Raw genomic sequence first — 26,225 nt, 5'->3', positions numbered from 1 at the left:
AGCATTTAGAAAAGTATTAAAATCAAAATGCTTGAAATCAAAAAAAAGGTGACGGACCTAGTGGCCGATCACCTTTTCTAATTTACCTATGAAGCTTATTCGGCGTCAGTCGTTTTTTCCGTTTGGTTTATATCTGAGCTTTCTACCGATTCGGCATTATTTGCTATTTTAATATGGGCATAAGGAGTGCCGAGTACGGTTTTCTCACCCTCGTCCATGCTGTTATCAAAATAGATGGAATCTTTGGCGAATAGGTTAATAACCGTCGAGCCTAATTTAAAGCGGCCCATTTCTTCACCTTTTTTGAACTGAATAGCGTTTTCACCGTCAGTTTCATAGTTCCAGCGATGCACGGATGATCCCGTTGGTGGAGTAATCGTACCGCCCCAAACCACTTCAATACTGCCAACAATGGTAGCACCGACAAGTACTTGTGCCATTGGGCCAAATTCGGTATCAAAAATACAAACCACACGTTCATTACGAGCAAACAGATTTGGCACGTTCGCCGCGGTGAGTGGGTTTACAGAGAATAAATCACCCGGGACATAAATCATTTGGCGTAATACACCATCACATGGCATGTGAACACGATGATAATCACTTGGTGACAGGTACAATGTTGCGAACTCACCATCGGTGAACTCTTCGGCTAATGCTTTGTCGCCACCCAGTAATTCTTTTGCTGAAAAATCATGGCCTTTGGCTTGAATTAATCGACCATTTTCTATTGGGCCAAATTGACTTGCACGAGCATCGGCAGGATGAACGATTACGTTTTTACCTTCATCAATAGGGCGCACGCCTTCTTTTAGTTCACGAACAAAAAATTCATTAAAACTATTAAAATAGGCTGGATCTGAATGAACAGCATCGTCCATGTTGACTTTATACTGCTTAATAAACCAGCGAATAACCGCGGTGCTTAAGCTGCCCATCTGTGCAGAGGCTAACTTACCCATGAGGCGAGTTAAGGCATGCTGTGGGATCCAATACTGTAAAGTTACTTTAATTTTATCAATCACTTGGTTATCCGTTTTATCTGAATATTTCGCATATAAAAATGAGGGTACGAAAGAGGCCGATATAGTACTTAAAAGCCAACTACTTGTCAGCGTTATAAATCTTTTTTATCTTTCGAAAATTGTCGATTCGCTTTGTTTTCGCTCATACTTTCAATGATGCGATGGTAATTTTCAAAGCGCACTCGAGTGATGTCACCACTTTCAACCGCGCTGCGAATAATACAACCGGGATCATTGTTGTGTTTACAATCTCGGAACTTGCACCCACCTAGATAAGGGCGAAATTCAATAAAGGCCTGTGTGACTGCATCTGCTTCTAAGTGCCATAAACCAAATTCACGCACCCCAGGGGAATCAATTAAATCACCACCTTTTGGAAAGTGATAAAGGCGAGCAGTCGTGGTGGTATGCTGGCCTAGGCCGGAGTTTTCAGAAACATCACCTTCTAAGATCTGCACTTCGGATATTAAGGCGTTCACTAGGCTAGATTTACCTACGCCAGATTGGCCGACAAAAATATTTAAGCGATCTTTTAAGGCAGCTTGTAGATCATCTAAACCTTCTTCGGTTTCGCGGCTAACAAACAACACGTCATACCCAATGGTTTTATAATGACTTAATGCTTGTTGATATTGCTCGCGTTTATCATCCGAAATTAAATCGGTTTTATTCAGAACGATCAAAGGTGCAATTTCGAGAGTTTCAGCTGCGATGAGATAACGATCAATAATGTTAAGCGATAATTCAGGTAAAACGGAAGATACGATGACCATTTGATTAACATTGGCGGCAACAGGTTTTATCCCATCATAATAATCTGGACGAACTAATACGGAAGTTCTTTTTTCGACCGCTTCGACAACGCCAGAGATCCCAGCCATAGATTCCAAGCCGGGACGCCATATCACGTTGTCACCAGAAACAAGGCTTTCAATTCCACGTCGTAGATTACAGCGATGAATAACGCCGCTTTCAGAGTCTTCTATATCGGCATGCTGACCAAAGCGAGTAATGACTAAGCCTTTTTGCATCCCACCTAACATATCATCGTTCCACTGGATCGAATCTTCTCGTTTAAGTCGTTTGCTTTGATTGGTGCGTACTTGGCGTACTTGGCCTTTAGTGAGCTTATTTTTTTTTGCCACAGGTAATATTAATTCCGTAATAATTAAGAGGGTGTTGGATTAAACCCAGCAGGGTATAATATACCTATTATGTGCAAAGATATCCAAAATAGACAATTCATCTAATAGGTAATGATATGACACAACCTCAACACGCTAAGTTTCATCAAGATAATTTAATTTGGATTGATCTTGAAATGACAGGATTGGATCCTGAAACTCATAAAATTATCGAAATTGCTTCAATTGTCACGGATAGTGAATTGAATATTTTAGCGGAAGGGCCAATGCTCGCGATTCATCAATCTGATGAAGAGTTGGATAAAATGGATGATTGGTGCACTACTACACATACCAATAGTGGTTTAGTGAAAAGAGTTAAAGAAACGACTGTGACAGAAGATGAAGCGATTGCTCAAACGATCGCTTTTTTAGAGCAATGGGTACCCAAAGGGAAATCTCCTATTTGTGGGAATAGCATTGGTCAAGACCGTCGCTTCTTGTATAAACATATGCCTCTATTGGAAGAGTATTTTCATTATCGCTATCTTGATGTTAGTACGATTAAAGAGTTAACGCGCCGCTGGCAGCCAGAAATTTTAGAAGGTTTCTCTAAATCTGGCAGTCATTTAGCACTGGACGATATCCGTGAATCGATTGCAGAACTTAAATATTACCGTTCTACAGTGTTTAAAATTTGATTAAAGTGCGAGTGTAATCATCAGATTGTTTTATTTTCAATCAATCGAACAATTATTTTCATTTTTTTGCAAACTAGTACTTGCATCAAAATCAAATGCTCTTATAATTCGCACCCCTAAACAGCGAAAGATGTTTAGCTCTGCGACACTAGCTCAGCTGGTAGAGCGCGACCTTGCCAAGGTCGAGGTCACGAGTTCGAGCCTCGTGTGTCGCTCCAATATCTTGTTTAATCAAGAGGTTGGAAAGGTAAAGTTTTCATTGTACTTAACAATGACATCCGGACGCGGGATGGAGCAGTTTGGTAGCTCGTCGGGCTCATAACCCGAAGGTCGTAGGTTCAAATCCTGCTCCCGCAACCACATTAAAAGATGTTATGAATGCGCTAACTCATCGGGCTCAGCACTTCATAAAATCGGCGAAGGACGTAGATTTAAATCTACTTCTGGAACCACATTAAATGAATGGCTAAATTTAGCGGTTTATTACGCGACACTAGCTCAGCTGGTAGAGCGCGACCTTGCCAAGGTCGAGGTCACGAGTTCGAGCCTCGTGTGTCGCTCCAAATTAGAATACGAAACACGATGGCGCTTATGGCAAAGCGCTACCTAGTCAAGGTCGAGGTCACGCCTAAACCTTGAAGATCGGGAGCCTCGTGTGTCGCTCCAATTTCTTGTTTAGTATAGAAATTGGAAAGGTAAAGTTTTCATTGTACTTAACAATGACATTCGGACGCGGGATGGAGCAGTCTGGTAGCTCGTCGGGCTCATAACCCGAAGGTCGTAGGTTCAAATCCTGCTCCCGCAACCACATTAAAAGATGTTATGAACATGCTAGCTCGTCGGGCTCAGCACTTCATAAAATCGGCGAAGGACGTAGGTTTAAACCTGCTTCTGGAACCACATTAAAATAAATGGCTAAATTTAGCGGTTTATTACGCGACACTAGCTCAGCTGGTAGAGCGCGACCTTGCCAAGGTCGAGGTCACGAGTTCGAGCCTCGTGTGTCGCTCCAATTTCTTGTTTAATAGAGAAGTTGGAAGGGTAAAGTTTTCATTGTACTTAACAATGACATTCGGACGCGGGATGGAGCAGTCTGGTAGCTCGTCGGGCTCATAACCCGAAGGTCGTAGGTTCAAATCCTGCTCCCGCAACCACATTAAAAGATGTTATGAATGCGCTAGCTCATCGGGCTCAGCACTTCATAAAATCGGCGAAGGACGTAGGTTTAAATCTGCTTCTGGAACCACATTAATTTTCATGGTTATCTTAATAACGGTGAGAATATAAAAATAACAACGCGACACTAGCTCAGCTGGTAGAGCGCGACCTTGCCAAGGTCGAGGTCACGAGTTCGAGCCTCGTGTGTCGCTCCAAATTAGAATACGAAATACGATGGTGCTTATGACTGAGCGCTACCTAGTAAAAGTCGAGTTCAGGCTTAAACCTTGCCTCTTTGTTTAAAGAGAAGTAGAAGCATCGTGTGTCGATCAAAATAAAATAAAAACGATCTCAAAAGAGATCGTTTTTTATTCTCTGCAATACATAGATTCACTGATGTGAGTTATTTTCATCTTAATCAATATATTTGATTATCGCTCTTTCTAGTTTTATACAATTTATTGACTGTTATTTTGCTTGTCAGCAAATTATTACTTGATGTCTTATTTCGCTGTAAGCGCTGTATTGACTGATGATTATAAATTTGTCTACAGATTTATCCACAAGTTAATTTTGTGGATAACTTGGTGTGTAAGTCATTTTTTTACTACGTATATATACTGAGTGATTAGGATCTTCGATATAAATAAAAAGTCATAACTCGAATGGAAATTATCCAAGATATTGATTTTATTGCATTTAACCAATTTACTGTATGGAAGAACAGGTTTAATTAAAGATCTTTATTTGGCTTTCACTTGATCTTTATCATTTAATTTGAATGTGTTTAACTTTTTGTTACGCCCTGTAACGTCACTTATTTTGATACTTTTTCCACATTACAATTTTTTGAGATCCGTATCACTATCTGTAGGGTAAAAATATCGATAAGTAAAGTTATGCATCTCGCGGTAAGCCTTTTTCGATAATTCGAACCAGTCGCTCCAATTTGGTATTTCTTATTTCAATTTCTTTCTTGTTATATTGAGTTTCTAAAGCCCAATTAATATGAATATCTAATAATTCATTTGTGCCTAGCCGAGATTCTAAGACTTGGTAGATTGATGGACTATATGGTGCATTGCCTAAAGCGATCGCAATGTTTCGAAGCCATTGCGTATGACCAATACGTCTAATCGCCGACCCTTCCATGTTTTTTAGAAAAGTAGCTTCATCCCATAGGAATAACTGGGTGAGATCCGAAGTATTAAAGATAGGTCTTCGGTGGAAGCTTTCTTGTTCGGTGATATCCGATTCACGACTCCAAGGGCAAACGAGTTGGCAATCATCACAACCATAAATTCGGTTTCCCATCTTACTGCGTAATTCTTCTGGGATAACGCCATCAAATTCTATGGTGAGATAAGAGATGCATAATCTAGCATCAACAACACCATCACTGATTATGGCTCCCGTTGGGCAAGAAGTAATACAAGCTGTGCACTTTCCACATTGGTCGGCTTGCGGCTCATCAATAGGTAAAGGGAGATCAACTAATAATTCCCCTAAAAAAAACCATGAGCCTTTATCTTTATCAAGAATCAAGGAATGTTTACCCGTCCAGCCGAGCCCTGCTTTTTGCGCTAATGGTCTTTCTAGGATTGGTGCAGAATCAACAAAAGGACGATAGCCAAAGGCACCCACTTCTTGTTCAATACGTTGTCCTAGCTTTTTAAGTTGATTACGAATTAATTTATGATAATCGCGACCTAATGCATAGCGACTAATATAGGCTTGCGTTGGATCGGCAAGATTTGAAGCAAATTGAGCATCTGGAGGAAGGTAATCCATTCTTACGCTAATCACTCGAACCGTTCCCGGGAGAAGTTCTGCTGGCCTTGCTCGCATCATGCCATGCCTTGCCATCCAGTCCATAGTTCCGTGATATCCTGCATCTAACCACCGTTGTAATTGAGCTTCATGGTTGGATAAATCGACATCGCATATCCCAACTTTTTGAAAGCCTAGCTCTTCGCCCCATAGCTTAATGTTTTTGGCAAGTTCGATGTAATTCATGGTTGATGGCTTTTGAAGGATGGTCAAGGTCAGATTTTACCTAATAGATAGAGTGGTTGCGATGGCTCTTAATGATTATTTGGTTATTATGGCTCAATAAAGTCAATTTTGGATGAAATCTTGACACTTTACTTAGAATTTATCCGCAATATGTAGAATAATAGCCAGCTAAAAATTTCGGACGATATCCAAGTTTATTGGGTATAGAGCACTTTTAATGTAAATTCGTACGGATAAGTAGAATACTCTTTGTTGAGTTGAACGATCCCTTTTTTTATGAGCAAGAACTCCATGACTAAAATCAAACAAGCACTATTAATTGATGAAGCCGCCACTATAGATTTAGGGACTCAGTTAGCCCATTTATGCTCACAACAAACAACGATTTATTTGCATGGCGATCTCGGTGCTGGAAAAACAACATTCAGCCGTGGTTTTGTGAGAGCTTTAGGCCATAAAGGTAATGTGAAAAGTCCGACGTATACCTTAGTGGAGCCTTATATTTTATCGGATTGGCAAGTGTATCATTTTGATTTGTACCGTTTAGCGGATCCTGAAGAATTAGAGTTTATGGGGATCCGAGATTATTTTACTTCTGATGCTATCTGTTTGGTTGAGTGGCCTGAAAAAGGTGAAGGAATGTTGCCTCAACCTGATTTAGATATTGAGTTACGCTACATTGAAACACATAGGCAGGTTGTTTTAACGGCCAATAATGAATATGGGCAATCTTTATTAAATAGGTTGGAGTTGTGTTGAAGTTATTTCGTGTAAAAGTTTGTTTTTTCTTGATTGCTTTACTTGGTTTGTCATCTTCAGTATTGGCTAATTCATTAAATTCAATTCGTGTCTGGCCATCAGAGAGCGACACTCGTGTTGTGATGGATATGGCTAGTGAGCCTTCTTTTAGCTATTTCACCTTAACTAACCCAGATAGGTTAGTGGTTGATATTAAAAATACGACGTTAAAAACCAAGTTGCCATTAAAAGTGACTGATAGTTCTGTTTTAACTCAAGTTCGTCGTAGTGGAGCTCCAAATGCTTCGACTTACCGTTTGGTCTTTGAATTAAAATCGAAGCAAGATCCTGAGGTGTTTAAATTAGCACCAACGGCTGGTGGACAATATGGTCATCGTTTGGTTGTTGATATTAAACATGGATCTGCCAGTGGTTCTTCTGTTCCAGCTCGCGCTCCAAAAGAAACAGCAACGCCGTCGAATAATGAGCGCCATGTTGTTCCAACAACTCTGTCTCGCTCACCAACGAGTATTGTCGTGGCGATTGACCCAGGGCATGGTGGACAAGATCCTGGTTCAATAGGGCCCACCAAAAAATATGAAAAAAATGCGACATTAGCGATCGCTAAAAAAGTGGTAGATGACCTAAATAAGAAAACACCTAATATTCATGCTGTATTAACTCGTACTGGTGATTATTATGTGAATTTGAATGAGCGTTCAGAAATCGCCCGTAAAAATAAATCCTTATTATTGGTTTCTATTCATGCAGATAGTTACACAACCTCAGGCCCACGAGGTGCTTCTGTTTTTGTATTGAGTACTCGTCGTGCGAATACGGAGATTGGCCGTTGGGTTGTAAAGAAAGAAGAACAATCTGAATTACTCGGTGGTGGTGGTTTATTATTGTCTAAGAATGCGAATGATAAAAACGTGAGCCAAACGGTTCTGGATTTACAGTTTAGTCATTCTCAAACGGAAGGTAATAAATTGGCTTTGCATGTGATTAGTCAGCTACGCCAAGTTACTCGTATGCATACAAGCAAGCCTGTTTATGCCAGCTTAGCGGTTTTGAAGTCACCTGACATTCCTTCCATTCTCGTCGAAACAGGGTTTATTTCAAATCCAGCAGAAGAAAAGCTGTTATTTCAAACCTATCACCAAAATAGATTAGCGAATGCTATTTCTGTGGCGATACAACAGTATTTCAAAGATAACCCACCGGAAGGAATGATTGTTGTGAACCACGCTTCGGCAGGGAAGCATAAAGTCAAAAGTGGCGAATCTCTTTCGGTTATCGCAAAAAATTATAATGTCAGCACCGCGAATTTGATGAGATGGAATAACTTAAAAAGTTCGAGTTTAAATGTTGGTCAAGAATTACAAGTGAGTGCGACCAATGCTAGCCAATCAAGTGCAAGTTCGGGCTCATCGAGTGCTGCATCGTCAAGTTCTAAAGAAATCACTCATGTGGTAAAAAGTGGTGATTATCTAGGTAAAATTGCCGAAACCTATCATGTGTCAGTTAGCCAAATTAAGTCACAAAATAATTTACGTAGTAATACATTAAAATTAGGCCAGAGACTTAAAATTACCGCGCCAAGCTCGTCTGTATCGATCACACATAAAGTTCGAAGTGGTGAGTATTTAGGTGGAATAGCTCAAAAATATGGTGTCAGTGTGGATGATATTCGTAAGGCGAATAATTTACGCTCAAATAGCTTAGCCGTCGGCCAGAAGCTAACCATACCGAAATCTTAATATTGATAAGGTTTTTGGGTCCTGATTTATAGCTTTTTATTATCAATTTATAGTATTAACGGTGTAGCGATATTATGGCAATTAAAATTTTACCTGCTCGACTTGCGAACCAAATCGCTGCTGGTGAAGTGGTCGAGCGTCCTGCATCAGTTGTGAAAGAATTAGTTGAAAATAGTATTGATTCTGGTGCGACGCGGATCGATATCGATATTGAAAAAGGTGGCAGCAAACTTATTCGTGTTCGGGATAATGGTTCTGGTATCGCAAAAGATGAACTGGGGCTAGCCTTGAGTCGTCATGCCACTTCAAAAATCCACACTCTCGATGATCTCGAAGCGATTGTTAGCCTTGGTTTTCGAGGAGAAGCGTTAGCCAGTATTAGCTCAGTATCTCGTTTAACCTTAACTTCTCGTATTGCAACTCAAACGGAAGCTTGGTCTGCTTACGCTGAAGGTCGAGATATGACGGTTAAAGTGACACCAGCAGCGCACCCAATCGGAACGACGATTGAAGTGGTTGATCTGTTTTTTAATACGCCGGCTCGACGTAAATTTCTGCGCACTGAAAAAACTGAATTCTCTCATATTGATGAATTGCTGAAACGTATCGCTTTGAGTTGTCTTGAGGTGTCGATCACCTTACGTCATAACGGAAAAGTGCTGCGTCAATATCGTGCGGCAAAAACAGATAGCCAAATTGAGAAGAGGCTGACTGCGGTCTGTGGCGCTAATTTTATGCAGCATGCGGTTGCGATCTCTCTTGAGCATAATGATCTCAAGCTCAAAGGCTGGATGACCACACCGCAAGGAGCTCGTAGCCAAAGTGATTTGCAGTATTGCTATGTAAACGGCCGCATGATGCGAGATAAGCTTATCAACCATGCTATTCGCCAAAGCTATGAGTCAGCTTTGCGCTCAGATCAGTTTGCTACTTATGTACTGTTTATTGAGATCGATCCTCATCAAGTTGATGTCAATGTCCATCCAGCCAAACATGAAGTTCGTTTTCACCAAGCACGTTTAGTTCATGATTTTATTTATCAAGCTTTGCGAGATGCTTTATCCCAAGCGGTTGAAATAACCTCGCCGGCCATTTCCAAATCTGCTTATGCGAGTGAATATCATCCTCAAAATGATGTTGATGATTCTGTTAAGGATCCAATTCGCCAGCAAGATGAATATATTAATGACTCTCCACCAACCTATAAGGTCGCGAGAGCTAATCAGTGCCAAGAAAGCCGTCCGTGGCAAGAAAGCAGTCAGTGGCAAGAAAATGAGCAGAGAAAGCGAGATCGCTCAATCTCTTCTCCGTACTCTGGGAAAACCACTGGTTCAAGTTATCACCCGAAGCAATCAGAACTGTATCAAGCGCTGTTTCAAATCCCTGTATCAACGGATTTAGATGACGATCAAGATAGAGGTAATAATGTAAACAGCAATGTGAGTACGGCTAAAAAGGAGGTGGGATCTCAGCCAAGATCAACTTCCGAATTAAGTAATATCACGTCGTTAGGGAAATCCTTAGCCGTGGTTCAAGATCGCTATTTATTGATGCAAAACTCTCAGACCTGTTTATTAGTGGATCTGAATAAAGCTGAAGCGTTAAGAGTGCAAGGTCAATTAATAGTGGGCGAAGATAATGGCTTAAAAGCGCAACCGTTACTCATTTTATTAAGTATCCCTGTCTCATCTGATTTACTGGAAACGGCAGAAGCACAATATTCATTATTATCCTTGTTTGGCATTGAGCTTGAAGCCAAGGGTAAGAATAATTTGGTGGTAATGGCCGTGCCACAGCCGTTAAGACATCAAAACTTACAATCTTTTATCCCGGCTCTTTTAGAGTACATTTTAGAGATGAAAACCGTTACTTATGAAGCGCTGACTTTATGGATAACGGAATATATTACCGTACCAAAAACTCGCTATACTTTATCTGAAGCCATTCAACTTGTATCTGAGCTTGAACAAATTTGGGGAACTGCTTTGCCGTTACAACAATATAATTGGGTTCAACCAGTTGATTTTTCTGCTTCGATTGCGGGGTTACAATCATGAGCCAGCCATTACCTTTAGCTTTGTTTTTAATGGGGCCGACAGCATCGGGGAAAACTGAATTAGCAATTCGCCTACGTCAAAAATACCCTGTTGAGATCATTAGTGTCGATTCGGCATTGATTTATAAAGGAATGGATATCGGAACCGCAAAGCCAGATGACCAAGAATTAGCACTTGCACCCCACCGGCTGATTAATATTTTAGATCCAAAAAATTCTTATTCTGCTGCTGATTTTCGTCGAGATGCATTGAAGGAAATGGCCGATATTGTTGCCCAAGGTAAAATACCATTATTGGTAGGTGGCACTATGTTGTATTACAAAGCGTTGCTTGAAGGCTTGTCACCATTACCTGCCGCGGATCCAGCTATTCGTCAACAGATAGAAGAAGAGTCAAAACAAAAAGGCTGGGAAATACTTCATCAAGAATTGGCGAGTATTGATCCTGTGGCTGCTCAAAGAATTCATCCCAATGATCCACAGCGTTTATCGCGCGCACTTGAGGTCTTTCGAATCACAGGTAAAACCTTAACAGAATTGACGGCGAAAAAAGGTGAACCGATTCCTTATCGAGTGAAACAGTTTGCTGTAATGCCAAGTCAACGATCAGAACTGCATAGGCGTATTGAACTTCGATTTGAAAAAATGATAGCCGCGGGATTTGAACAAGAAGTAAGCACCTTGCATCAACGGAGCGATCTACACCTTGATCTACCTTCCATTCGTTGTGTAGGCTATCGACAGATGTGGGAATATCTTGATGGAAATGGCACACTAGATGAAGCCGTATTTAAAGGTATATGTGCCACTCGTCAATTAGCCAAAAGACAAATCACTTGGTTACGAAGCTGGAATGATTTAACTTGGCTAGATAGTGAAAATATTGAGGCATCAGTAGACACTTTATCAAATGCTATAGTGAGTGGATCCTGAACCGTGCATCTTGATGTGATTTGAGTATATACTGAAAGCGTTTAGGTAAGTTTTTGTTAAATACCTATTTTCAGTATAAAGATAAATTTGGCAGTCGAGCAAATTTGCTCGTTAATGCACAACTTAATGGATATTTTTATTAAGTATTCGCACTGCTTTATTGTGTAAGTGACTTTTTACGATTGTTTTTGTAACGATATACGTAGAAAGATCAAAGTTAGCTAAAAATAAAACAACAATCAAAATAAGGAATATAAAATGGCTAAGGGGCAATCTTTACAAGACCCATTCTTGAATGCATTACGTCGCGAACGTATCCCAGTTTCAATTTATTTAGTGAATGGGATTAAGCTTCAAGGGCAAATCGAATCTTTTGATCAATTCGTGATCTTATTGAAAAATACCGTCAGTCAAATGGTTTATAAGCATGCGATTTCGACGGTTGTGCCTGCTCGTGCAGTAAGCCATCATACCGCTGAACAACGCCCAGCAACTCAAGATAAACCGCAACAAGAGAATTCAGAAGATTAAGAATGTTTTATTGTTTACATTAAGGAGCGAACTGTTTGTTTGACCGTTATGAATCCGGCGAACAGGCGGTACTTGTTCATATAAACTTCACACAAGAAGGTGAGTGGGAAGACCTCAGCGAGTTTGAAATGCTGGTGTCTTCTGCTGGCGTAAATAGCCTGAAGGTTGTAACGGGTAGCCGCCAATCACCGCATGCTAAATATTATGTCGGTACAGGTAAAGCACAAGAAATTGCAGATACAGTAAAAGCATTAGGTGCTGAAATTGTTATCTTTAATCATGCTTTAACTCCAGCACAAGAGCGTAATCTTGAATACTTGTGCCAATGTCGAGTTCTCGATCGTACTGGGTTAATCTTAGATATCTTTGCTCAACGAGCTCGAACTCATGAAGGTAAATTACAAGTTGAATTGGCGCAGTTGCGTCACTTATCAACCCGTTTGATCCGAGGTTGGACTCACTTAGAGCGTCAAAAAGGTGGCATAGGTTTACGTGGGCCGGGTGAAACTCAATTAGAAACCGACAGACGTTTATTGCGTGAGCGTATTAAAGCTATCCTACGTCGTTTAGCCAAAGTTTCAAAACAACGTGAACAAGGAAGAAAGGCAAGGCAACGTGCTGAAATTCCGACAATTTCACTAGTTGGTTATACCAATGCAGGAAAATCGACCTTATTTAATCATATTACTCAAGCGGGGGTTTATGCCGCGGATCAATTATTCGCAACATTAGATCCAACGTTACGAAAAATCGAGCTTGAAGATGTTGGTAATGCGGTATTGGCGGATACGGTTGGCTTTATTCGTCATTTGCCCCATGATTTGGTTGCTGCTTTCAAAGCTACATTGCAAGAAACTCAAGAAGCTGACATTTTGTTACATGTTGTAGATGCTAGTGATGACCGTTTTCGTGAGAATATCCACGCGGTTGACGTAGTTTTAGAAGAAATTGATGCCCATGAGGTACCATCGCTGCTAGTGATGAATAAAATTGATAACATGGAAGGGCAAAAACCAAGAATTGAGCGAGATGACGAAGGTTTACCTCGTATCGTCTGGGTTTCTGCCATGAATGGGATCGGTTTAGATTTGTTGTTTTCTGCGCTTACTGAGCGTTTGGCAACACAGATTGTTCAGTATCAGCTCTGTATTCCCCCTATGCATCAAGGACGTATTCGTAGTGTCTTCATTCAGATGAATGCGATCCAAGCTGAAAAATATGATCAAGAAGGTAATTTATTGATTGATATTCGGATGCAGCAAGTTGATTGGTCAAAGTTAGAGAAAAGAGAAGAGGTAGTTTTGCGTGACCTTGTCGTCACTGACTTAGCTGCTACAGTATGATATCAATACAGTATTTACTGTTATTGGTATGAACGTCATATCTATACGATGGAGCTTTCTAATGGCGTGGAACGAGCCTGGAAATAACAACGACAATAATGGCCAAGATAAAGACCCTTGGGGTAAGAATAAAAATCGCGGCGGTCGAGATCAAGGTCCACCTGATTTGGATGAGGTTTTTAATAAGCTCAGCCAAAAATTAGGCGGTACATTCGGTAAGAAAGGTAACGGGAAACCATTATTTGGTGGCGGTGGTGCTATCGGCTTCGGTGCGATTGCGTTAATAGCTATCTTAATTTGGGTTTTCTCTGGCTTCTATACTATCGGCGAAGCAGAGCGTGGTGTTGTACTTCGTTTAGGTAAGTACGAAAAAATAGTGGATCCAGGTCTAAACTGGCGTCCTCGTTTTATTGATGACGTCACACCTGTCAACGTACAAGCGATTCGCTCATTACGTGCTAGCGGTCTAATGCTAACCAAAGATGAAAATGTAGTAACGGTCGAAATGGGGGTTCAATACCGAGTATCTGACCCTTATAAATATTTGTTTCGAGTGACTAATGCTGATGATAGCTTGCGTCAGGCCACCGATTCAGCACTTCGTGCCGTTATTGGTGATTCTTTGATGGATAGTATTCTCACCAGTGGTCGTCAGCAAATACGACAAACAACGGAAAAAACGGTAAACCAAATTATCGATAAATACGATATGGGCTTAACGGTAACCGATGTGAACTTCCAATCCTCTCGTCCTCCAGAGCAAGTGAAAGATGCGTTCGATGACGCCATTGCAGCTCGAGAAGATGAAGAACGTTTCATTCGTGAAGCAGAAGCGTATAAAAATGAAATTCTACCGAAAGCGACCGGCCGTGCCGAACGTTTGAAGAAAGAAGCTCAAGGTTATACCGAGCGCACGGTGAATGAAGCGTTAGGTCAAGTGGCTCAGTTTAATAAGCTATTGCCTGAATACCAAGCGGCACCAAAAGTAACACGTGATCGTTTGTATCTTGATACTATGGAAAAAATCTATACACGTAGCTCGAAAGTTCTTATTGATTCTGAATCGTCTGGCAATATGCTGTATTTACCGATTGATAAATTAATTTCGGATTCTAAAGCTCAGCCATCGAAAGCACGTACCGGAGATAAATCATCTTCTGAGTATGATGGTATTCAATTAGATGCAAGCAAATCAAATGGTGATGAGACTGATAAAAACTCAAGCTCGACTTCAACACGTAAAGGGAGATTCTAAACATGCGTAAGTTATTTATCCCTTTGGTGGCGATTTTAATTGTTGTGACGTTAATGTCAGTGTTTGTTGTCCCGGAAGGTGAGCGAGGCATCGTGAGCCGTTTTGGTCGAATACTTAAAGATGCCAATGATACATCTTCAAGAATTTATCCTCCGGGTTTGCATATGAAAATGCCGTTTTTTGATAGCGTTAAAACGTTAGACGCACGTATCCAAACTATGGATGGTAAATCAGACCGTTTTGTAACATCAGAGAAAAAAGACGTTATTATCGATACTTATGTGAAATGGAAAATCAGTGATTTTGGTAAGTATTATCTGGCAACTGGTGGTGGTAATACCTTAACCGCTGAAACACTACTGGGGCGTAAGGTAACTGATATTCTTCGTTCTGAAATCGGTGCGCGTGAAATTAAGCAAATCGTTTCCGGCCCTCGCAGTGAAATTGTTGCAGTTGATACGATTCAAGATGAAGATGCGCTGCCTGAATCGGCTAAAGAAGCATTAGAAGTGGATGGCGAGCGTGATAAAATCATGCTTGATGTATTGGATGATACTCGCGATAGTGCAATGAAAGATTTAGGTGTTGAATTGGTCGATTTCCGTATGAAGAAAATCAACCTACCTGATGAAATCAGTGAATCGATTTATCGCCGTATGCGTGCAGAACGTGAGTCAGTGGCGCGTAAGCACCGTTCGCAAGGTCGTGAAAAGGCCGAAATCATTCGAGCTCAAGCGGAACTTGAAGTTGCAACTACATTAGCCGAAGCCGATAAAACAGCTCGTGTTACTCGTGGTGATGCAGATGCAAAAGTGGCTACGATTTATGCTCAGTCATACAATCAAGATCCTGAGTTTTATAGCTTCTTGCGTTCACTTAAAGCATACGAAAAATCATTCAGTAATAAGAGTGATTTACTGGTGCTTGATCCAAAGAGTGACTTCTTTAAATATATGAATCAGAGTAATGGGCGTAAAACTGAGAAGTAAACCTTCTTAGCTTTCGTTGTTATAATCAATTAAAGAAGGGACCTGATGGTTCCTTCTTTTTTTATGACCATTTGGGTTAAAATGAGGATAAATAACAGTGACATCTTTCTTTATTGCTATGGGGGCTGTTCTTATATTTGAAGGTTTAGGGCCTGCGTTTGCACCTAAAGCATGGAAAAATATGGTAACAAAAATGAGCCAACTTCCTGATAATCAATTAAAGAGAGTCGGAGGGGCTTTAGTGGTTGCCGGTGCTGTAATTGTGTTTATGTCGCTGAAATAATACAGCAAGCTATTGCCATGTATTATTATTTTATATATGAAATTAAAGTGCATAAAAATTCATCGAAAAAATGACTGCAACAAGTATAATTGGTATGCTAGAATCCTTTTTTAACTAGCAAGTAGAATTAAAAATGGGAAATAACGTAGTCGTTCTTGGCACCCAATGGGGTGATGAAGGTAAAGGTAAAATAGTTGACCTTTTAACTGAAGATGCAAAATATGTGGTTCGCTATCAAGGTGGTCACAATGCAGGTCACACTCTAGTCATTGACGGTGAAAAAACCGTTCTCCACTTAATTCCATCAGGTATTCTACGAAATAATGTGAAGTGCATTATTGGTAATGGTGTAGTACTTTCTCCTGACGCTTTATTAAATGAAATGAAACCGCTTGAAGCGCGTGGTATTCCGGTTCGTGAACGCCTATACATCTCTGAAGCTTGCCCTCTTATTCTTCCTTATCATATTGCTTTAGATCAGGCCCGTGAGCTTGCTCGTGGTAAAAAAGCGATTGGTACGACTGGTCGTGGTATCGGTCCAGCTTATGAAGATAAAGTATCTCGTCGTGGTTTACGCGTTGGTGACTTATTCGATATGGCTTCTTTTGCTGAGAAGCTAAAAGAAGTAATGGAATATCATAATTTCCAATTGGTGAATTACTACAAAGTAGATGAAGTAAGCTACGAAGAAGTACTTGAACAAGCCAAAGGTTATGCAGATTTACTAACTTCTCTAGTGATTGATGTGACTGATGAGCTTGATGCAGCTCGCAAGCGTGGTGACAAAATCATGTTTGAAGGCGCTCAAGGTACATTGCTTGATATCGACCATGGTACTTACCCATATGTAACGTCTTCAAATACGACTGCTGGTGGCGTTGCTGCTGGTTCTGGTTTTGGTCCAAGTCATATTGGTTACATTCTCGGTATCGCAAAAGCATACTGTACTCGTGTTGGTTCAGGTCCATTTCCAACAGAGTTATATGATGGCTTAGATAAGCAAGATCCTATTGGTAAGCATTTAGGTACTGTTGGCCACGAATTTGGTGCAACTACAGGCCGCTTACGTCGTACTGGTTGGTTTGATGCTGTTGCGATGCGTCGCGCTGTTCAATTAAACTCAATAACTGGTTTTTGCTTAACGAAACTTGACGTTCTTGATGGTTTAGAAGAGTTAAAAATTTGTACTAGCTACCAAATGGAAGATGGTTCCGTTATGGAAGTTTCGCCATTAGCCGCTGATGCATTTGAAAAAGCGACTCCAGTTTATGAAACCATGCCAGGTTGGTCTGAAAATACTTTTGGTGCTAAATCAATCGATGCGCTTCCACAAGCTGCTCTTGATTACATTAAGCGTATTGAAGAGTTGACTGGTGTTCCGGTTGATATCGTATCAACTGGACCAGATCGTAATGAAACCATCGTCAAGGTTCACCCATTTAGCGTTTAATATGGCGTTAAAATGAAATATAAAAAAAGCCGACATCAACGTCGGCTTTTTTAGGTCTTGCATTTGTGAATTGAGCTGTAAGGTCAAGGAATATTAATGAATCTATTGCTCAATGTCTTATGCAAAATTAAAGTACTTTATGTGGTCCGAAGCATTCATAGTGAATACGATCTTCCATCACATTTAGCGCGATTAATTGCTTAGCAACATGTTGCATAAATACTACTGGACCACAAAGGTAGAAATCAGTCTCTAGCCATTTAACTTCATTTTGAATTTGTGATAAATCCATTAAACCAGAAAAATCGCCAGTATTCGTTTCTTCTTTATACCAAGTGTATTGATTTAGCAGGGTATTTGATTGTGTTAACTCATTAACACGAGCTTTAAAGCCATGGCGTTCTGTATTGTCAGATGCATGTAACCAATGGATTGGTGCTTGATGAGTAGTTTGAATACTTTCTAACATTGATAGCATTGGTGTTAGACCTACACCAGCCGAAATTAAAGCAATTGGTGTTTGTGGCAAAGTGGTAATAAAGAAGTCACCTGCTGGTGCTGCTAACTGAACCGTATCACCAATACTTACATGTGCATGTAAGTAATTAGATGCCACACCTTTATCTTCACGTTTTACTGAAATACGGTAAGTTTCACCATTTGGAGCATCAGATAAGCTGTACTGACGAATTTCTTGGAATTCTAATTTATCTGAATTTAAATAGATGCCGATATATTGGCCTGGATTGTAGCTGACAACCGCTTTACCATCAGTAGGCGCAAATACAAAGCTGGTGATTACATTGCTTTCTTGTATTTTCGCTATCACTTTAAATTCGCGAGTTCCACGCCATCCACCGACTTCTTGTTCTTTTTGCTGGTAAATTTCTTCTTCGCGATTAATAAATACATTTGCTAATAAACCATAAGCTTCAGCCCAAGCATCAAGTACTTCTTGCCCAGGGCTCATTAATTCATCAATAGTTGCTAGTAAGTGAGTACCAACAATTTGATATTGCTCTGGTGAAATATTAAAACTGGTATGCTTATGCGCAATCTTTTCTACCACAGGTAATAACACTTCAATATTGTCAATATTGGCAGCATAGCCATACACAGCATTAAATAATGCTTCTCTTTGGCTGCCTGTATCTTGGTGAGTTAAATTAAAGACGTTTTTTAATTCTGGATGATGTTTGAACATACGATCATAGAAATGAGCGGTAAGAGAGGGGCCAGCTTCGGCGATGAGAGGCGCGGTAGATTTGACGATATCAATAGTAGATTGACTTAACATAATAGTTACCTTTTAAAGTTGTATTTTAAATGCATGTTAACATTTTATCTAAAATTGAAATGTGAGTCAATGGAATATTTATTCTTATATACTCAAAAATACTTAATCCCTCAGTTTTAAAAGGTAAAATAGCGTTGGCAAGGAATCGAAAAATGTTAGCTTTCCGATAAATCTTATATACTATTTCTATTTTCGTGGAAACTTTGGCCCCAGTAAGGGCAGTATTCAATTTAGGAGCAGTGATGCAACTTACCTCATTTACCGATTATGGATTGCGAACGCTGATCTTTTTGGCGTCATTGCCTGAAGGACAGAGGACTAATGCACAAGTGGTAAGTGATCGTTTAGATATCCCTAAAAATCATTTAATCAAGATTATTCATAAATTGGCGTTACTAGGTTATGTGGAAGCGATTAGAGGTAAATATGGTGGGATTCTCCTTGGTATGCCAGCAGAGGATATTATTATTGGTAGTGTAGTCAGAGGCTTGGAGCCACTACAAATTGTGAACTGTGCTGAAAGCGCCTGTAATATGACATCGGCTTGTCGCTTAAAAGGTAAGCTGGCTGAAGCCAAGGAAGCATTTTTACAGCAATTAGATGATTGTACCATTGCCGATATGTTGACCGATAATAATGAACTTTTACTTCTTTTAACTCCAGCGTAATCATTAAGCTGCCACTTTCTTATATTTGTTTGAAGGCAGTTTATTAAACCATTTCTGTAGGTTAGCGCCTCACTCAGATATACTCATAGTTACACTTTGCGCATATAAGCAGGTTTGTCATGTCCGAACGTCCCGAAATTATTGATCCTTTTGCCAAACGAGAATCAGAAAAATATGAAAATCCGATTCCTAGTCGAGAGTTTATTTTAGCGCTCTTAACTAAGGCAAATGTGCCAATGAATCGTAATGATCTCTTTGAGGCGCTAAATTTAAAAGATGAAGAGGAATATGAAGGCCTACGACGTCGCTTACGTGCGATGGAGCGTGACGGTGAGCTGATTTTCACTCGTCGTCAATGTTACGCTTTACCTGAAAAAGTCGATTTGATTAAAGGTACGGTTATTGGCCATAAAGATGGTTTTGGCTGGGTTCGTCCTGATGGCAGTGTTGGTAAAGATAACGATGTCTTATTACCGTTTCACCAGATGAGAACCATCATCCACGGTGATTATGTTTTAGTTCAGCCAAATGGTGTGGATAAGCGTGGCCGTAAAGAAGGGCGCTTAGTTCGTATTCTGGAAGCTCGTGAAAGCAATTTAGTGGGTCGTTTCTTTATGGAAGATGGCCATGCTTATGTCGTACCAGATGATTCACGTATTAGCCAAGATATTCTGATCCCAGAAGAATTCCGTAGCGGTGCTCGTATGGGCAATGTCGTTATCGTGGAACTAACAGCTCGTGCTACGCGTTCTCGCGGTATGATGGGGAAAGTGCTGGAGGTGCTAGGCGAGAATATGGCACCTGGTATGGAAATTCAAATTGCAATTCATACTCATCAAATCCCCAATGAATGGCCTCTAGCTGTCGAAAAACAAGTTCAAAATTTAGCAGAAGAAGTTCCAGACGAAGCTAAAGAAAGGCGCGTTGATTTACGTGATTTACCTCTTGTCACCATTGATGGTGAAGATGCTCGTGATTTTGATGATGCCGTATATTGTGAAGCTAAAAAAGGTGGTGGCTGGCGTTTATGGGTGGCGATTGCGGATGTGAGTTATTATGTTCGTCCCAATACAGCACTTGATAAAGAGGCCATTAAGCGGGGTAATTCGGTTTACTTCCCTGCACAAGTGGTTCCTATGTTGCCGGAAGTATTATCGAATGGCTTATGTTCATTGAACCCACAAGTTGACCGTTTGTGCATGGTATGCGAAATGACGGTTTCTTCTTCTGGTAAGCTGTCAGGCTATAAACATTATGAAGCGGTGATGAATTCACATGCACGTCTTACCTATAATAAAGTAGGTGCGATATTAGACGGTAATGAAGAGCTGCGTGAACGCTATCAGAAAATGGTACCAGACCTTGAGCAGTTACATAAAATGTATCAAGTATTGAAAGTTGCACGTGAGCAACGTGGCGCGATTGAATTTGAAACGACTGAAACGAAATTTATCTTCAATGAATTACGTAAAATTGAACGTATCGAACCTGTAGTTCGCAATGATGCACATAAGATCATTGAAGAATGTATGATTCTTGCCAATATTGCTTCAGCCTCATTTGTTGAAAAAGCGAAAGAACCAGCGTTATATCGTGTCCATGATACGCCAGGTGAAGAGCGCCTTACTGGTTTCCGATCTTTCCTTGGCGAATTAGGATTAAGCTTAACGGGTGGGCTAGAGCCAACACCAACCGATTATGCCGCGCTCATTCAAGCCATTGGCGAACGTCCTGATAAAGAACTTATTCAGACGATGTTGCTACGCTCAATGAAGCAAGCGGTATATAACGCCGCTAATGGTGGTCACTTTGGTTTGGCGCTGCAGCGTTATGCCCACTTTACCTCGCCAATTCGTCGCTACCCTGATTTATTATTACACCGCGCGATTAAGTATCTTATTGCTAAAGATGCCGGTGTAAATACGGATCGTTCGACCCCTACGGGCGGCTATCATTATAATGTCGATGAAATGGACTTCTACGGTGAGCAATGCTCAACAACGGAGCGTCGCGCCGATGATGCAACTCGTGATGTGGCTGATTGGCTCAAATGTGAATACATGCAAGATCATGTAGGTGAAGAACTAGATGGTGTTATTGCCAATGTCACCGGCTTTGGGTTCTTTGTTCGTTTAAGTGATTTTCATATTGATGGTTTAGTCCATATTTCATCTTTGGCTAATGATTATTATCAATTTGATCCGATGGGGCAGAGATTAGTCGGCGAAAGTTCTGGTTTGATCTATCGTTTAGGTGATTCAGTTAAAGTTAAAGTCTTAGCGGTGAATCTAGATTCGCGCCAGATTGACTTCGAAATCGTAGGCTCAAGTCGCCCTGTTCGCGGTAAAGGAAAAACAGATAAAAAACGAGCTGCAAGTGCAGACAAGAAATCGACGACTCAAAAGAAGCAAGCAGTAAAAGAAAATAAGCCAGGTCAAAAAGCCAAACCATTAGTTGAACCAACGAAACGACCTGATGGCAGCGCCGATAAAGCTAAGAAGAAAAAGAAACGTAAGCCTAAAGCTGCGGAAGCGGGAAAGCCAGGAACAAAACCAAGGCGTAGTAAACCTTCTGCAGCAAAACGTGCGCAAAAATAAATCATAAAATTTAGGGTGAATAACCCCAAAAGGTAGACCATGAGTAACGAATTTATCTTTGGCATTCATGCCATTAATGCGGTGTTAGACAAAGACCCTGCACGTTTAATTGAAGCATTTGTTTTAAAAGGTCGTGAAGACGACAGATTATTACCTGTCATTAATCAACTGCAAAAATTTGGCGTTTCTGTACAACAAATGGGACGTAAAGCGCTAGATGACAAATCAGATGGTGCAAATCATCAAGGCATTATTGCAAAAGTAAAACCGGCAAAGCAGTTAAATGAGAATCACCTTGATGACATCTTAATTGCCTGTAAAGCTAAAGGTGAAACACCATTATTATTGGTATTGGATGGTGTTACTGACCCGCATAATCTTGGCGCATGTTTACGTAATGCTGATGCAGCTGGCGTTGCGGCGGTTATCGTACCAAAAGATAAGTCAGCTCCTTTAACCGGTACGGTAAGCAAAGTTGCTTGTGGCGCTGCAGAAACAGTACCATTTGTTCGTGTTACTAATCTGGCTCGGACTATGCGTGCATTACAAGAGCAAGGAGTATGGTTTGTTGGTACGGCTGGTGAAGCAACACATGACATCTATCAAGCTAAACTAACAGGTCCACTTGCTATTGTGATGGGAGCGGAAGGCGATGGTATGCGTCGGTTAACGCGTGAAACTTGTGATGGTTTAATTAAGATCCCAATGTCGGGCAGTGTATCAAGCTTGAATGTGTCAGTTGCTACTGGCGTTTGTTTGTTTGAAGCTGTGAGACAAAGACTGAGCTAAGTCTTAGTTCTATTGGTATGAGTTAATCGGTTCTAAATTAGTATTGAATAGATAAAGCGATCACTGAACAATGATCGCTTTTTATTTGTATGTTATTAAGCCACGAGTTTAACCCGCAAATTCGAATAAATCACAAACTGAATCGAATAACTGCTTAGTGGTGTAGGTTAAAGTTGGCGTAATGAAAAGAGTATCATCTCCTGCAACAACGCCTAAAATCCCTTCAGATTTTCCTAATGAATCTAAAAGGCGAGCGATTAGCTGTGCCGCCCCTGGACCGGTATGAATGACAACTAATGCATCATTATGACCAATATCCAGAACCAATTCGCGTAGCGAACTAGAGACCGTTGGAACGCCTAATTCTGCGGGTAAACAATACACCATCTCCATTTTTGCATTTCGTGTGCGGACAGCGCCAAATTTGGTCAGCATACGGGATACTTTGGATTGGTTAATATTATCAAAGCCTTCTTCTTTGAGCATATCAACAATCTCACCTTGTGAACCAAAACATTCTTCTTTCAATAATGCTTTGAATGAACGGATAAGCTGATCTTGTTTATCATTATTTCGCATGAGGGTTCGATCTTAAATATACATAGAATTGCATTATTTTCGCATAGATCGGCATTATGTACCAATAAGAAGTCGTCACTTTGTGTATTCAGCTAGAAATTAAATGTAACAACCGTTACTTGATGTTTTCTAAGGGACTCAATGCCATTAAGTTACAAAAATCAATATTAGATGAGGTGAGGATCTCAAAGCTGAGTTAATAAATTGTAATTAATTTGTGCATATTGTAATTTGGTTAAAGTCGTTATATTTACGTAAATCATAAAAATATTTTGTCAAAGGAGAAAGTTCATGAAAGTAGCTGTAATTGGTGCTGCAGGTGGTATTGGACAAGCATTGGCGCTATTGCTTAAAAACGGATTACCAGCAGGTTCAGATCTTGCGTTGTATGATATTGCACCTGTGACGCCAGGGGTTGCGGCTGATCTTAGCCATATACCAACACCTGTTTCTATCAAAGGTTATGCGGGTGTAGATCCAACTCCAGCCCTTGAAGGCGCTGATGTCGTTCTAATTTCAGCGGGTGTTGCTCGTAAACCTGGCATGGATCGTTCAGATCTTTTCAACGTTAACGCTGGGATTGTTAAATCATTAGCTGAAAAAATAGCGGTTACTTGCCCAACAGCTTGTATTGGTATTATTACGAACCCAGTGAATACAACGGTGCCGATCGCAGCTGAAGTACTAAAGAAAGCTGGCGTATATAATAAAAACCGTTTATTCGGTATTACAACGTTAGACGTTATTCGTTCTGAAACCTTTGTTGCTGAATTGAAAGGTGTTCCTCTTCAAGGTCTTGAAGTTCCAGTTATTGGTGGTCACTCTGGCGTAACGATTCTTCCTCTTCTTTCTCAAATTCAAGGGGTTGATTTTACCGCAGAAGAAACGGCTGCATTGACGAAACGTATTCAAAATGCCGGTACTGAAGTGGTCGAGGCAAAAGCGGGTGGCGGTTCAGCGACTCTTTCTATGGGTCAAGCCGCTTATCGTTTTGGTTTGTCTCTTGTGAAAGCATTGCAAGGTGAGCAAGGTATCGTTGAGTGCGCTTATGTAGAAGGCCCTGGTGACAATGCTCGTTTCTTTGCACAACCTATCCGTTTAGGTAAACAAGGAATTGAAGAAATATTAAGCTATGGCAAATTAAGTGATTTTGAGCAGCAAGCATTTGATAGCATGCTTGAAACGCTAAGAGGCGATATTGCTTTGGGTGAAGAGTTTGCTAAATAACAATTTACTAAGTAGCTTATTTGCTCAGTAGCTAAAAGCGAATCTGAATCAAATTAAAAACCCGTGGTTTGCTTAAAGCAATCACGGGTTTTATCTTTACTGGCAGTTCAATTAGTTTTTGTATGTTGAAATGAAACCGACTGAACTAGGAACAAATAGCGTTATTTTGTTCTTCTTACCGCCATGTGTGCCAATGTGATCAGTGCTTGCTTATATTCTGACTCTGGAATGATTGAAAGCTCTGCAATGGCTTTATCTGCTTCTTGCTCTGCACGTTCAGTGGTGTAGTCAAGTGAACCAGTTTCATGCATAGCCGCCATAATTGCATCGAGCTTTTCCATGCCATTTGAGTGTTCGATGGCTTCTCTAATCATAACGGCTTGTTCAGGTGTACCATTATGCATTGCATAAAGCAGTGGGAGCGTTGGTTTACCTTCTGCAAGGTCATCACCTACATTTTTACCCATCTCTTTACCATCAGAGGTATAGTCCATCACATCATCGATCAGTTGGAATGCTGTACCTAAATAACGACCATAGTTTTGTAGGGCAGTTTCTGTCTCTTTTGGAGCATCGACTAAAAGAGCACCAATTTGAGTGGCAGCTTCAAACAAACGGGCTGTTTTAGAGTAAATCACTTCCATGTAGCTTTCTTCGGTTGTATCTGGATTATTGCAATTCATTAACTGTTGCACTTCACCCTCAGCAATGACATTAACAGCGTCACTCATTAGTTTGAGAATTTTTAATGAGCCTAAACCTGTCATCATTTGAAATGAGCGAGTGTAGATATAATCACCAACTAGAACGCTAGCGGCATTACCAAATGCAGCATTAGCTGTTTCCTTACCACGGCGCATATCCGATTCATCAACGACATCATCATGTAGTAAAGTGGCTGTATGAATAAACTCAACAAAGGAAGCTGCAGTGATGTGATCTTGTCCCTGATAACCTAAAGCTTTAGCTGAGATAAGAGCAAGTAAAGGGCGTATACGTTTACCTCCACTGCTTACAATGTAAAACCCTAGTTGGTTGATTAGGCTGACATTAGAGTTAAGTTGTGCGTGAATAGTTTCATTCACTTTAGTCATGTCATCAGCGGTTAGCGCTTGGATAGCATTAAAATCCATGTTCATTCCAGCAAAGTTAATCATCACAATAAAAATATTATTGAATTCTACACTAAAAAATATTGATAAACACGGCTCTAAACGGCATCATTACACCACTTTTATTTGGCGATGATCTTTTCGCCATTTTCTTTAATATTTATCTTGTCAAAGGGTGAGCTCTCAAGTAGAATCTGCGCCCTATTGATGACAAGTTTAAGCGCACACCTGATATGTTTAAAATAACTAACATGATGCTGTGCGGAAAAAGCGGAGTAAAATATGTACGCTGTTTTCCAATCTGGTGGTAAACAACACCGTGTAAGCGAAGGTCAAACTCTTCGTTTAGAAAAATTGGACGTAGAAACTGGCGCAAACGTAGAGTTTGAATCAGTTCTTATGGTTGCTAATGGTGAGGAAATCACTATTGGTGCACCTCTAGTTGCTGGCGGTAAAGTAACTGCAGAAGTAGTTAAGCACGGTCGTGGCGATAAAGTTAAAATCGTTAAGTTCCGTCGTCGTAAGCATTCTCGTAAGCAAATGGGCCACCGTCAGTGGTTCACTGAAGTCAGAATTACTGGCATCAGCGCTTAA

At 40.5% G+C, this 26,225-nt stretch carries 22 protein-coding genes and 7 tRNA genes; 23 read left to right on the top strand and 6 right to left on the bottom strand.

The window, feature by feature from the left end; all coding sequences use genetic code 11:
* Positions 1 to 95: 95 nt before the first annotated feature.
* Both asd and rsgA read right to left on the bottom strand, forming a co-directional pair.
* Positions 96 to 1,022: an archaetidylserine decarboxylase gene (gene asd, locus HC725_RS08085; RefSeq protein ID WP_190331377.1), complete on the bottom strand. Its 927-nt coding sequence runs from the start codon at positions 1,020 to 1,022 to the stop codon at positions 96 to 98.
* Positions 1,023 to 1,117: 95 nt separating this feature from the next.
* Positions 1,118 to 2,170, bottom strand: coding sequence for a small ribosomal subunit biogenesis GTPase RsgA (gene rsgA, locus HC725_RS08080; RefSeq protein ID WP_190331313.1), 1,053 nt, complete (start codon positions 2,168 to 2,170; stop codon positions 1,118 to 1,120).
* A gap of 116 nt (positions 2,171 to 2,286) precedes the next feature.
* Between rsgA and orn the strand changes: the two genes are divergently transcribed.
* The 8 genes from orn (at position 2,287) to HC725_RS08040 (ending at position 4,223) form a co-directional block, all read left to right on the top strand.
* Complete coding sequence (gene orn, locus HC725_RS08075; RefSeq protein ID WP_190331312.1) at positions 2,287 to 2,850, top strand: oligoribonuclease; 564 nt, start codon at positions 2,287 to 2,289, stop codon at positions 2,848 to 2,850.
* 142 nt (positions 2,851 to 2,992) lie between these two features.
* Positions 2,993 to 3,068, top strand: a tRNA-Gly gene (locus HC725_RS08070).
* 65 nt (positions 3,069 to 3,133) lie between these two features.
* Positions 3,134 to 3,210 (top strand) — tRNA-Met (locus HC725_RS08065).
* A gap of 127 nt (positions 3,211 to 3,337) precedes the next feature.
* Positions 3,338 to 3,413, top strand: a tRNA-Gly gene (locus HC725_RS08060).
* Positions 3,414 to 3,581: 168 nt separating this feature from the next.
* Positions 3,582 to 3,658: transfer RNA gene (locus tag HC725_RS08055), tRNA-Met, on the top strand.
* Positions 3,659 to 3,786: 128 nt separating this feature from the next.
* A tRNA-Gly gene (locus HC725_RS08050) sits at positions 3,787 to 3,862 on the top strand.
* Between the two features lie 65 nt (positions 3,863 to 3,927).
* Positions 3,928 to 4,004, top strand: a tRNA-Met gene (locus tag HC725_RS08045).
* A 143-nt stretch (positions 4,005 to 4,147) separates the two neighbouring features.
* Positions 4,148 to 4,223: transfer RNA gene (locus HC725_RS08040), tRNA-Gly, on the top strand.
* 682 nt (positions 4,224 to 4,905) lie between these two features.
* Here the strand turns inward: HC725_RS08040 and queG are convergent.
* Entirely contained in the window at positions 4,906 to 6,024 is a 1,119-nt protein-coding gene (queG, locus tag HC725_RS08035) for a tRNA epoxyqueuosine(34) reductase QueG (RefSeq protein ID WP_190331311.1), read from the bottom strand.
* Between the two features lie 291 nt (positions 6,025 to 6,315).
* Between queG and tsaE the strand changes: the two genes are divergently transcribed.
* The 10 genes from tsaE (at position 6,316) to HC725_RS07985 (ending at position 17,362) form a co-directional block, all read left to right on the top strand.
* Complete coding sequence (gene tsaE, locus HC725_RS08030; protein ID WP_190331310.1) at positions 6,316 to 6,783, top strand: tRNA (adenosine(37)-N6)-threonylcarbamoyltransferase complex ATPase subunit type 1 TsaE; 468 nt, start codon at positions 6,316 to 6,318, stop codon at positions 6,781 to 6,783.
* The gene (locus HC725_RS08025) at positions 6,777 to 8,522 is read left to right on the top strand and encodes a LysM peptidoglycan-binding domain-containing protein (protein ID WP_190331309.1); all 1,746 of its coding nucleotides are present in this window, start codon (positions 6,777 to 6,779) and stop codon (positions 8,520 to 8,522) included. Before tsaE ends, HC725_RS08025 begins: the two co-directional genes overlap by 7 nt.
* Before the next feature lie 74 nt (positions 8,523 to 8,596).
* Positions 8,597 to 10,579, top strand: a complete 1,983-nt coding sequence (gene mutL / locus HC725_RS08020; protein ID WP_190331308.1) for a DNA mismatch repair endonuclease MutL — start codon at positions 8,597 to 8,599, stop codon at positions 10,577 to 10,579.
* Positions 10,576 to 11,511 (top strand): tRNA (adenosine(37)-N6)-dimethylallyltransferase MiaA, encoded by a 936-nt coding sequence (gene miaA / locus HC725_RS08015; RefSeq protein ID WP_190331307.1) that lies wholly within the window; start codon positions 10,576 to 10,578, stop codon positions 11,509 to 11,511. The genes mutL and miaA overlap by 4 nt, the downstream gene beginning before the upstream one ends.
* 258 nt (positions 11,512 to 11,769) lie before the next feature.
* Positions 11,770 to 12,042, top strand: coding sequence for an RNA chaperone Hfq (gene hfq / locus HC725_RS08010; RefSeq protein WP_190331306.1), 273 nt, complete (start codon positions 11,770 to 11,772; stop codon positions 12,040 to 12,042).
* Positions 12,043 to 12,077: 35 nt separating this feature from the next.
* On the top strand, positions 12,078 to 13,385 hold the full coding sequence (gene hflX, locus HC725_RS08005) for a ribosome rescue GTPase HflX (protein ID WP_190331305.1): 1,308 nt from the start codon (positions 12,078 to 12,080) through the stop codon (positions 13,383 to 13,385).
* Positions 13,386 to 13,446: 61 nt separating this feature from the next.
* Positions 13,447 to 14,640 carry an FtsH protease activity modulator HflK gene (gene hflK / locus HC725_RS08000; protein WP_190331304.1) on the top strand — a complete coding sequence of 398 codons (1,194 nt, stop codon included), beginning with the start codon at positions 13,447 to 13,449 and terminating at the stop codon, positions 14,638 to 14,640.
* Between the two features lie 2 nt (positions 14,641 to 14,642).
* The gene (gene hflC, locus HC725_RS07995) at positions 14,643 to 15,629 is read left to right on the top strand and encodes a protease modulator HflC (protein WP_190331303.1); all 987 of its coding nucleotides are present in this window, start codon (positions 14,643 to 14,645) and stop codon (positions 15,627 to 15,629) included.
* 118 nt (positions 15,630 to 15,747) lie between these two features.
* Entirely contained in the window at positions 15,748 to 15,912 is a 165-nt protein-coding gene (locus HC725_RS07990) for a DUF2065 domain-containing protein (RefSeq protein ID WP_190331376.1), read from the top strand.
* 133 nt (positions 15,913 to 16,045) lie between these two features.
* Complete coding sequence (locus HC725_RS07985) at positions 16,046 to 17,362, top strand: adenylosuccinate synthase (protein WP_190331302.1); 1,317 nt, start codon at positions 16,046 to 16,048, stop codon at positions 17,360 to 17,362.
* 127 nt (positions 17,363 to 17,489) lie between these two features.
* Here the strand turns inward: HC725_RS07985 and hmpA are convergent, their stop codons facing one another.
* A complete protein-coding gene (gene hmpA / locus HC725_RS07980; protein WP_190331301.1) occupies positions 17,490 to 18,659 on the bottom strand; it encodes an NO-inducible flavohemoprotein in 1,170 nt (389 codons plus the stop codon).
* A 242-nt stretch (positions 18,660 to 18,901) separates the two neighbouring features.
* Here hmpA and nsrR point away from each other — a divergent pair, with 242 nt between their 5' ends.
* The 3 genes from nsrR (at position 18,902) to rlmB (ending at position 22,713) form a co-directional block, all read left to right on the top strand.
* Positions 18,902 to 19,327, top strand: a complete 426-nt coding sequence (gene nsrR, locus HC725_RS07975) for a nitric oxide-sensing transcriptional repressor NsrR (RefSeq protein WP_190331300.1) — start codon at positions 18,902 to 18,904, stop codon at positions 19,325 to 19,327.
* 119 nt (positions 19,328 to 19,446) lie between these two features.
* Positions 19,447 to 21,924 carry a ribonuclease R gene (gene rnr / locus HC725_RS07970; RefSeq protein WP_190331299.1) on the top strand — a complete coding sequence of 826 codons (2,478 nt, stop codon included), beginning with the start codon at positions 19,447 to 19,449 and terminating at the stop codon, positions 21,922 to 21,924.
* Between the two features lie 39 nt (positions 21,925 to 21,963).
* A complete protein-coding gene (gene rlmB / locus HC725_RS07965; protein ID WP_190331298.1) occupies positions 21,964 to 22,713 on the top strand; it encodes a 23S rRNA (guanosine(2251)-2'-O)-methyltransferase RlmB in 750 nt (249 codons plus the stop codon).
* Between the two features lie 108 nt (positions 22,714 to 22,821).
* Here rlmB and argR read toward each other — a convergent pair whose 3' ends face one another.
* Entirely contained in the window at positions 22,822 to 23,292 is a 471-nt protein-coding gene (gene argR / locus HC725_RS07960; RefSeq protein WP_190331297.1) for a transcriptional regulator ArgR, read from the bottom strand.
* A gap of 291 nt (positions 23,293 to 23,583) precedes the next feature.
* On the opposite strand from argR, the gene mdh reads away from it, so the two are divergent.
* A complete protein-coding gene (gene mdh, locus HC725_RS07955; protein ID WP_190331296.1) occupies positions 23,584 to 24,519 on the top strand; it encodes a malate dehydrogenase in 936 nt (311 codons plus the stop codon).
* 161 nt (positions 24,520 to 24,680) lie between these two features.
* On the opposite strand, the gene ispB is transcribed toward mdh, so the two are convergent.
* On the bottom strand, positions 24,681 to 25,652 hold the full coding sequence (gene ispB / locus HC725_RS07950) for an octaprenyl diphosphate synthase (RefSeq protein ID WP_190331295.1): 972 nt from the start codon (positions 25,650 to 25,652) through the stop codon (positions 24,681 to 24,683).
* Between the two features lie 261 nt (positions 25,653 to 25,913).
* Between ispB and rplU the strand changes: the two genes are divergently transcribed.
* A complete protein-coding gene (rplU, locus tag HC725_RS07945; protein WP_190331294.1) occupies positions 25,914 to 26,225 on the top strand; it encodes a 50S ribosomal protein L21 in 312 nt (103 codons plus the stop codon).

It is taken from the genome of Vibrio sp. S17_S38, assembly GCF_014694375.1.
Classification (GTDB): domain Bacteria; phylum Pseudomonadota; class Gammaproteobacteria; order Enterobacterales; family Vibrionaceae; genus Vibrio.
This window is presented reverse-complemented; position numbering and strand designations above follow the sequence as displayed.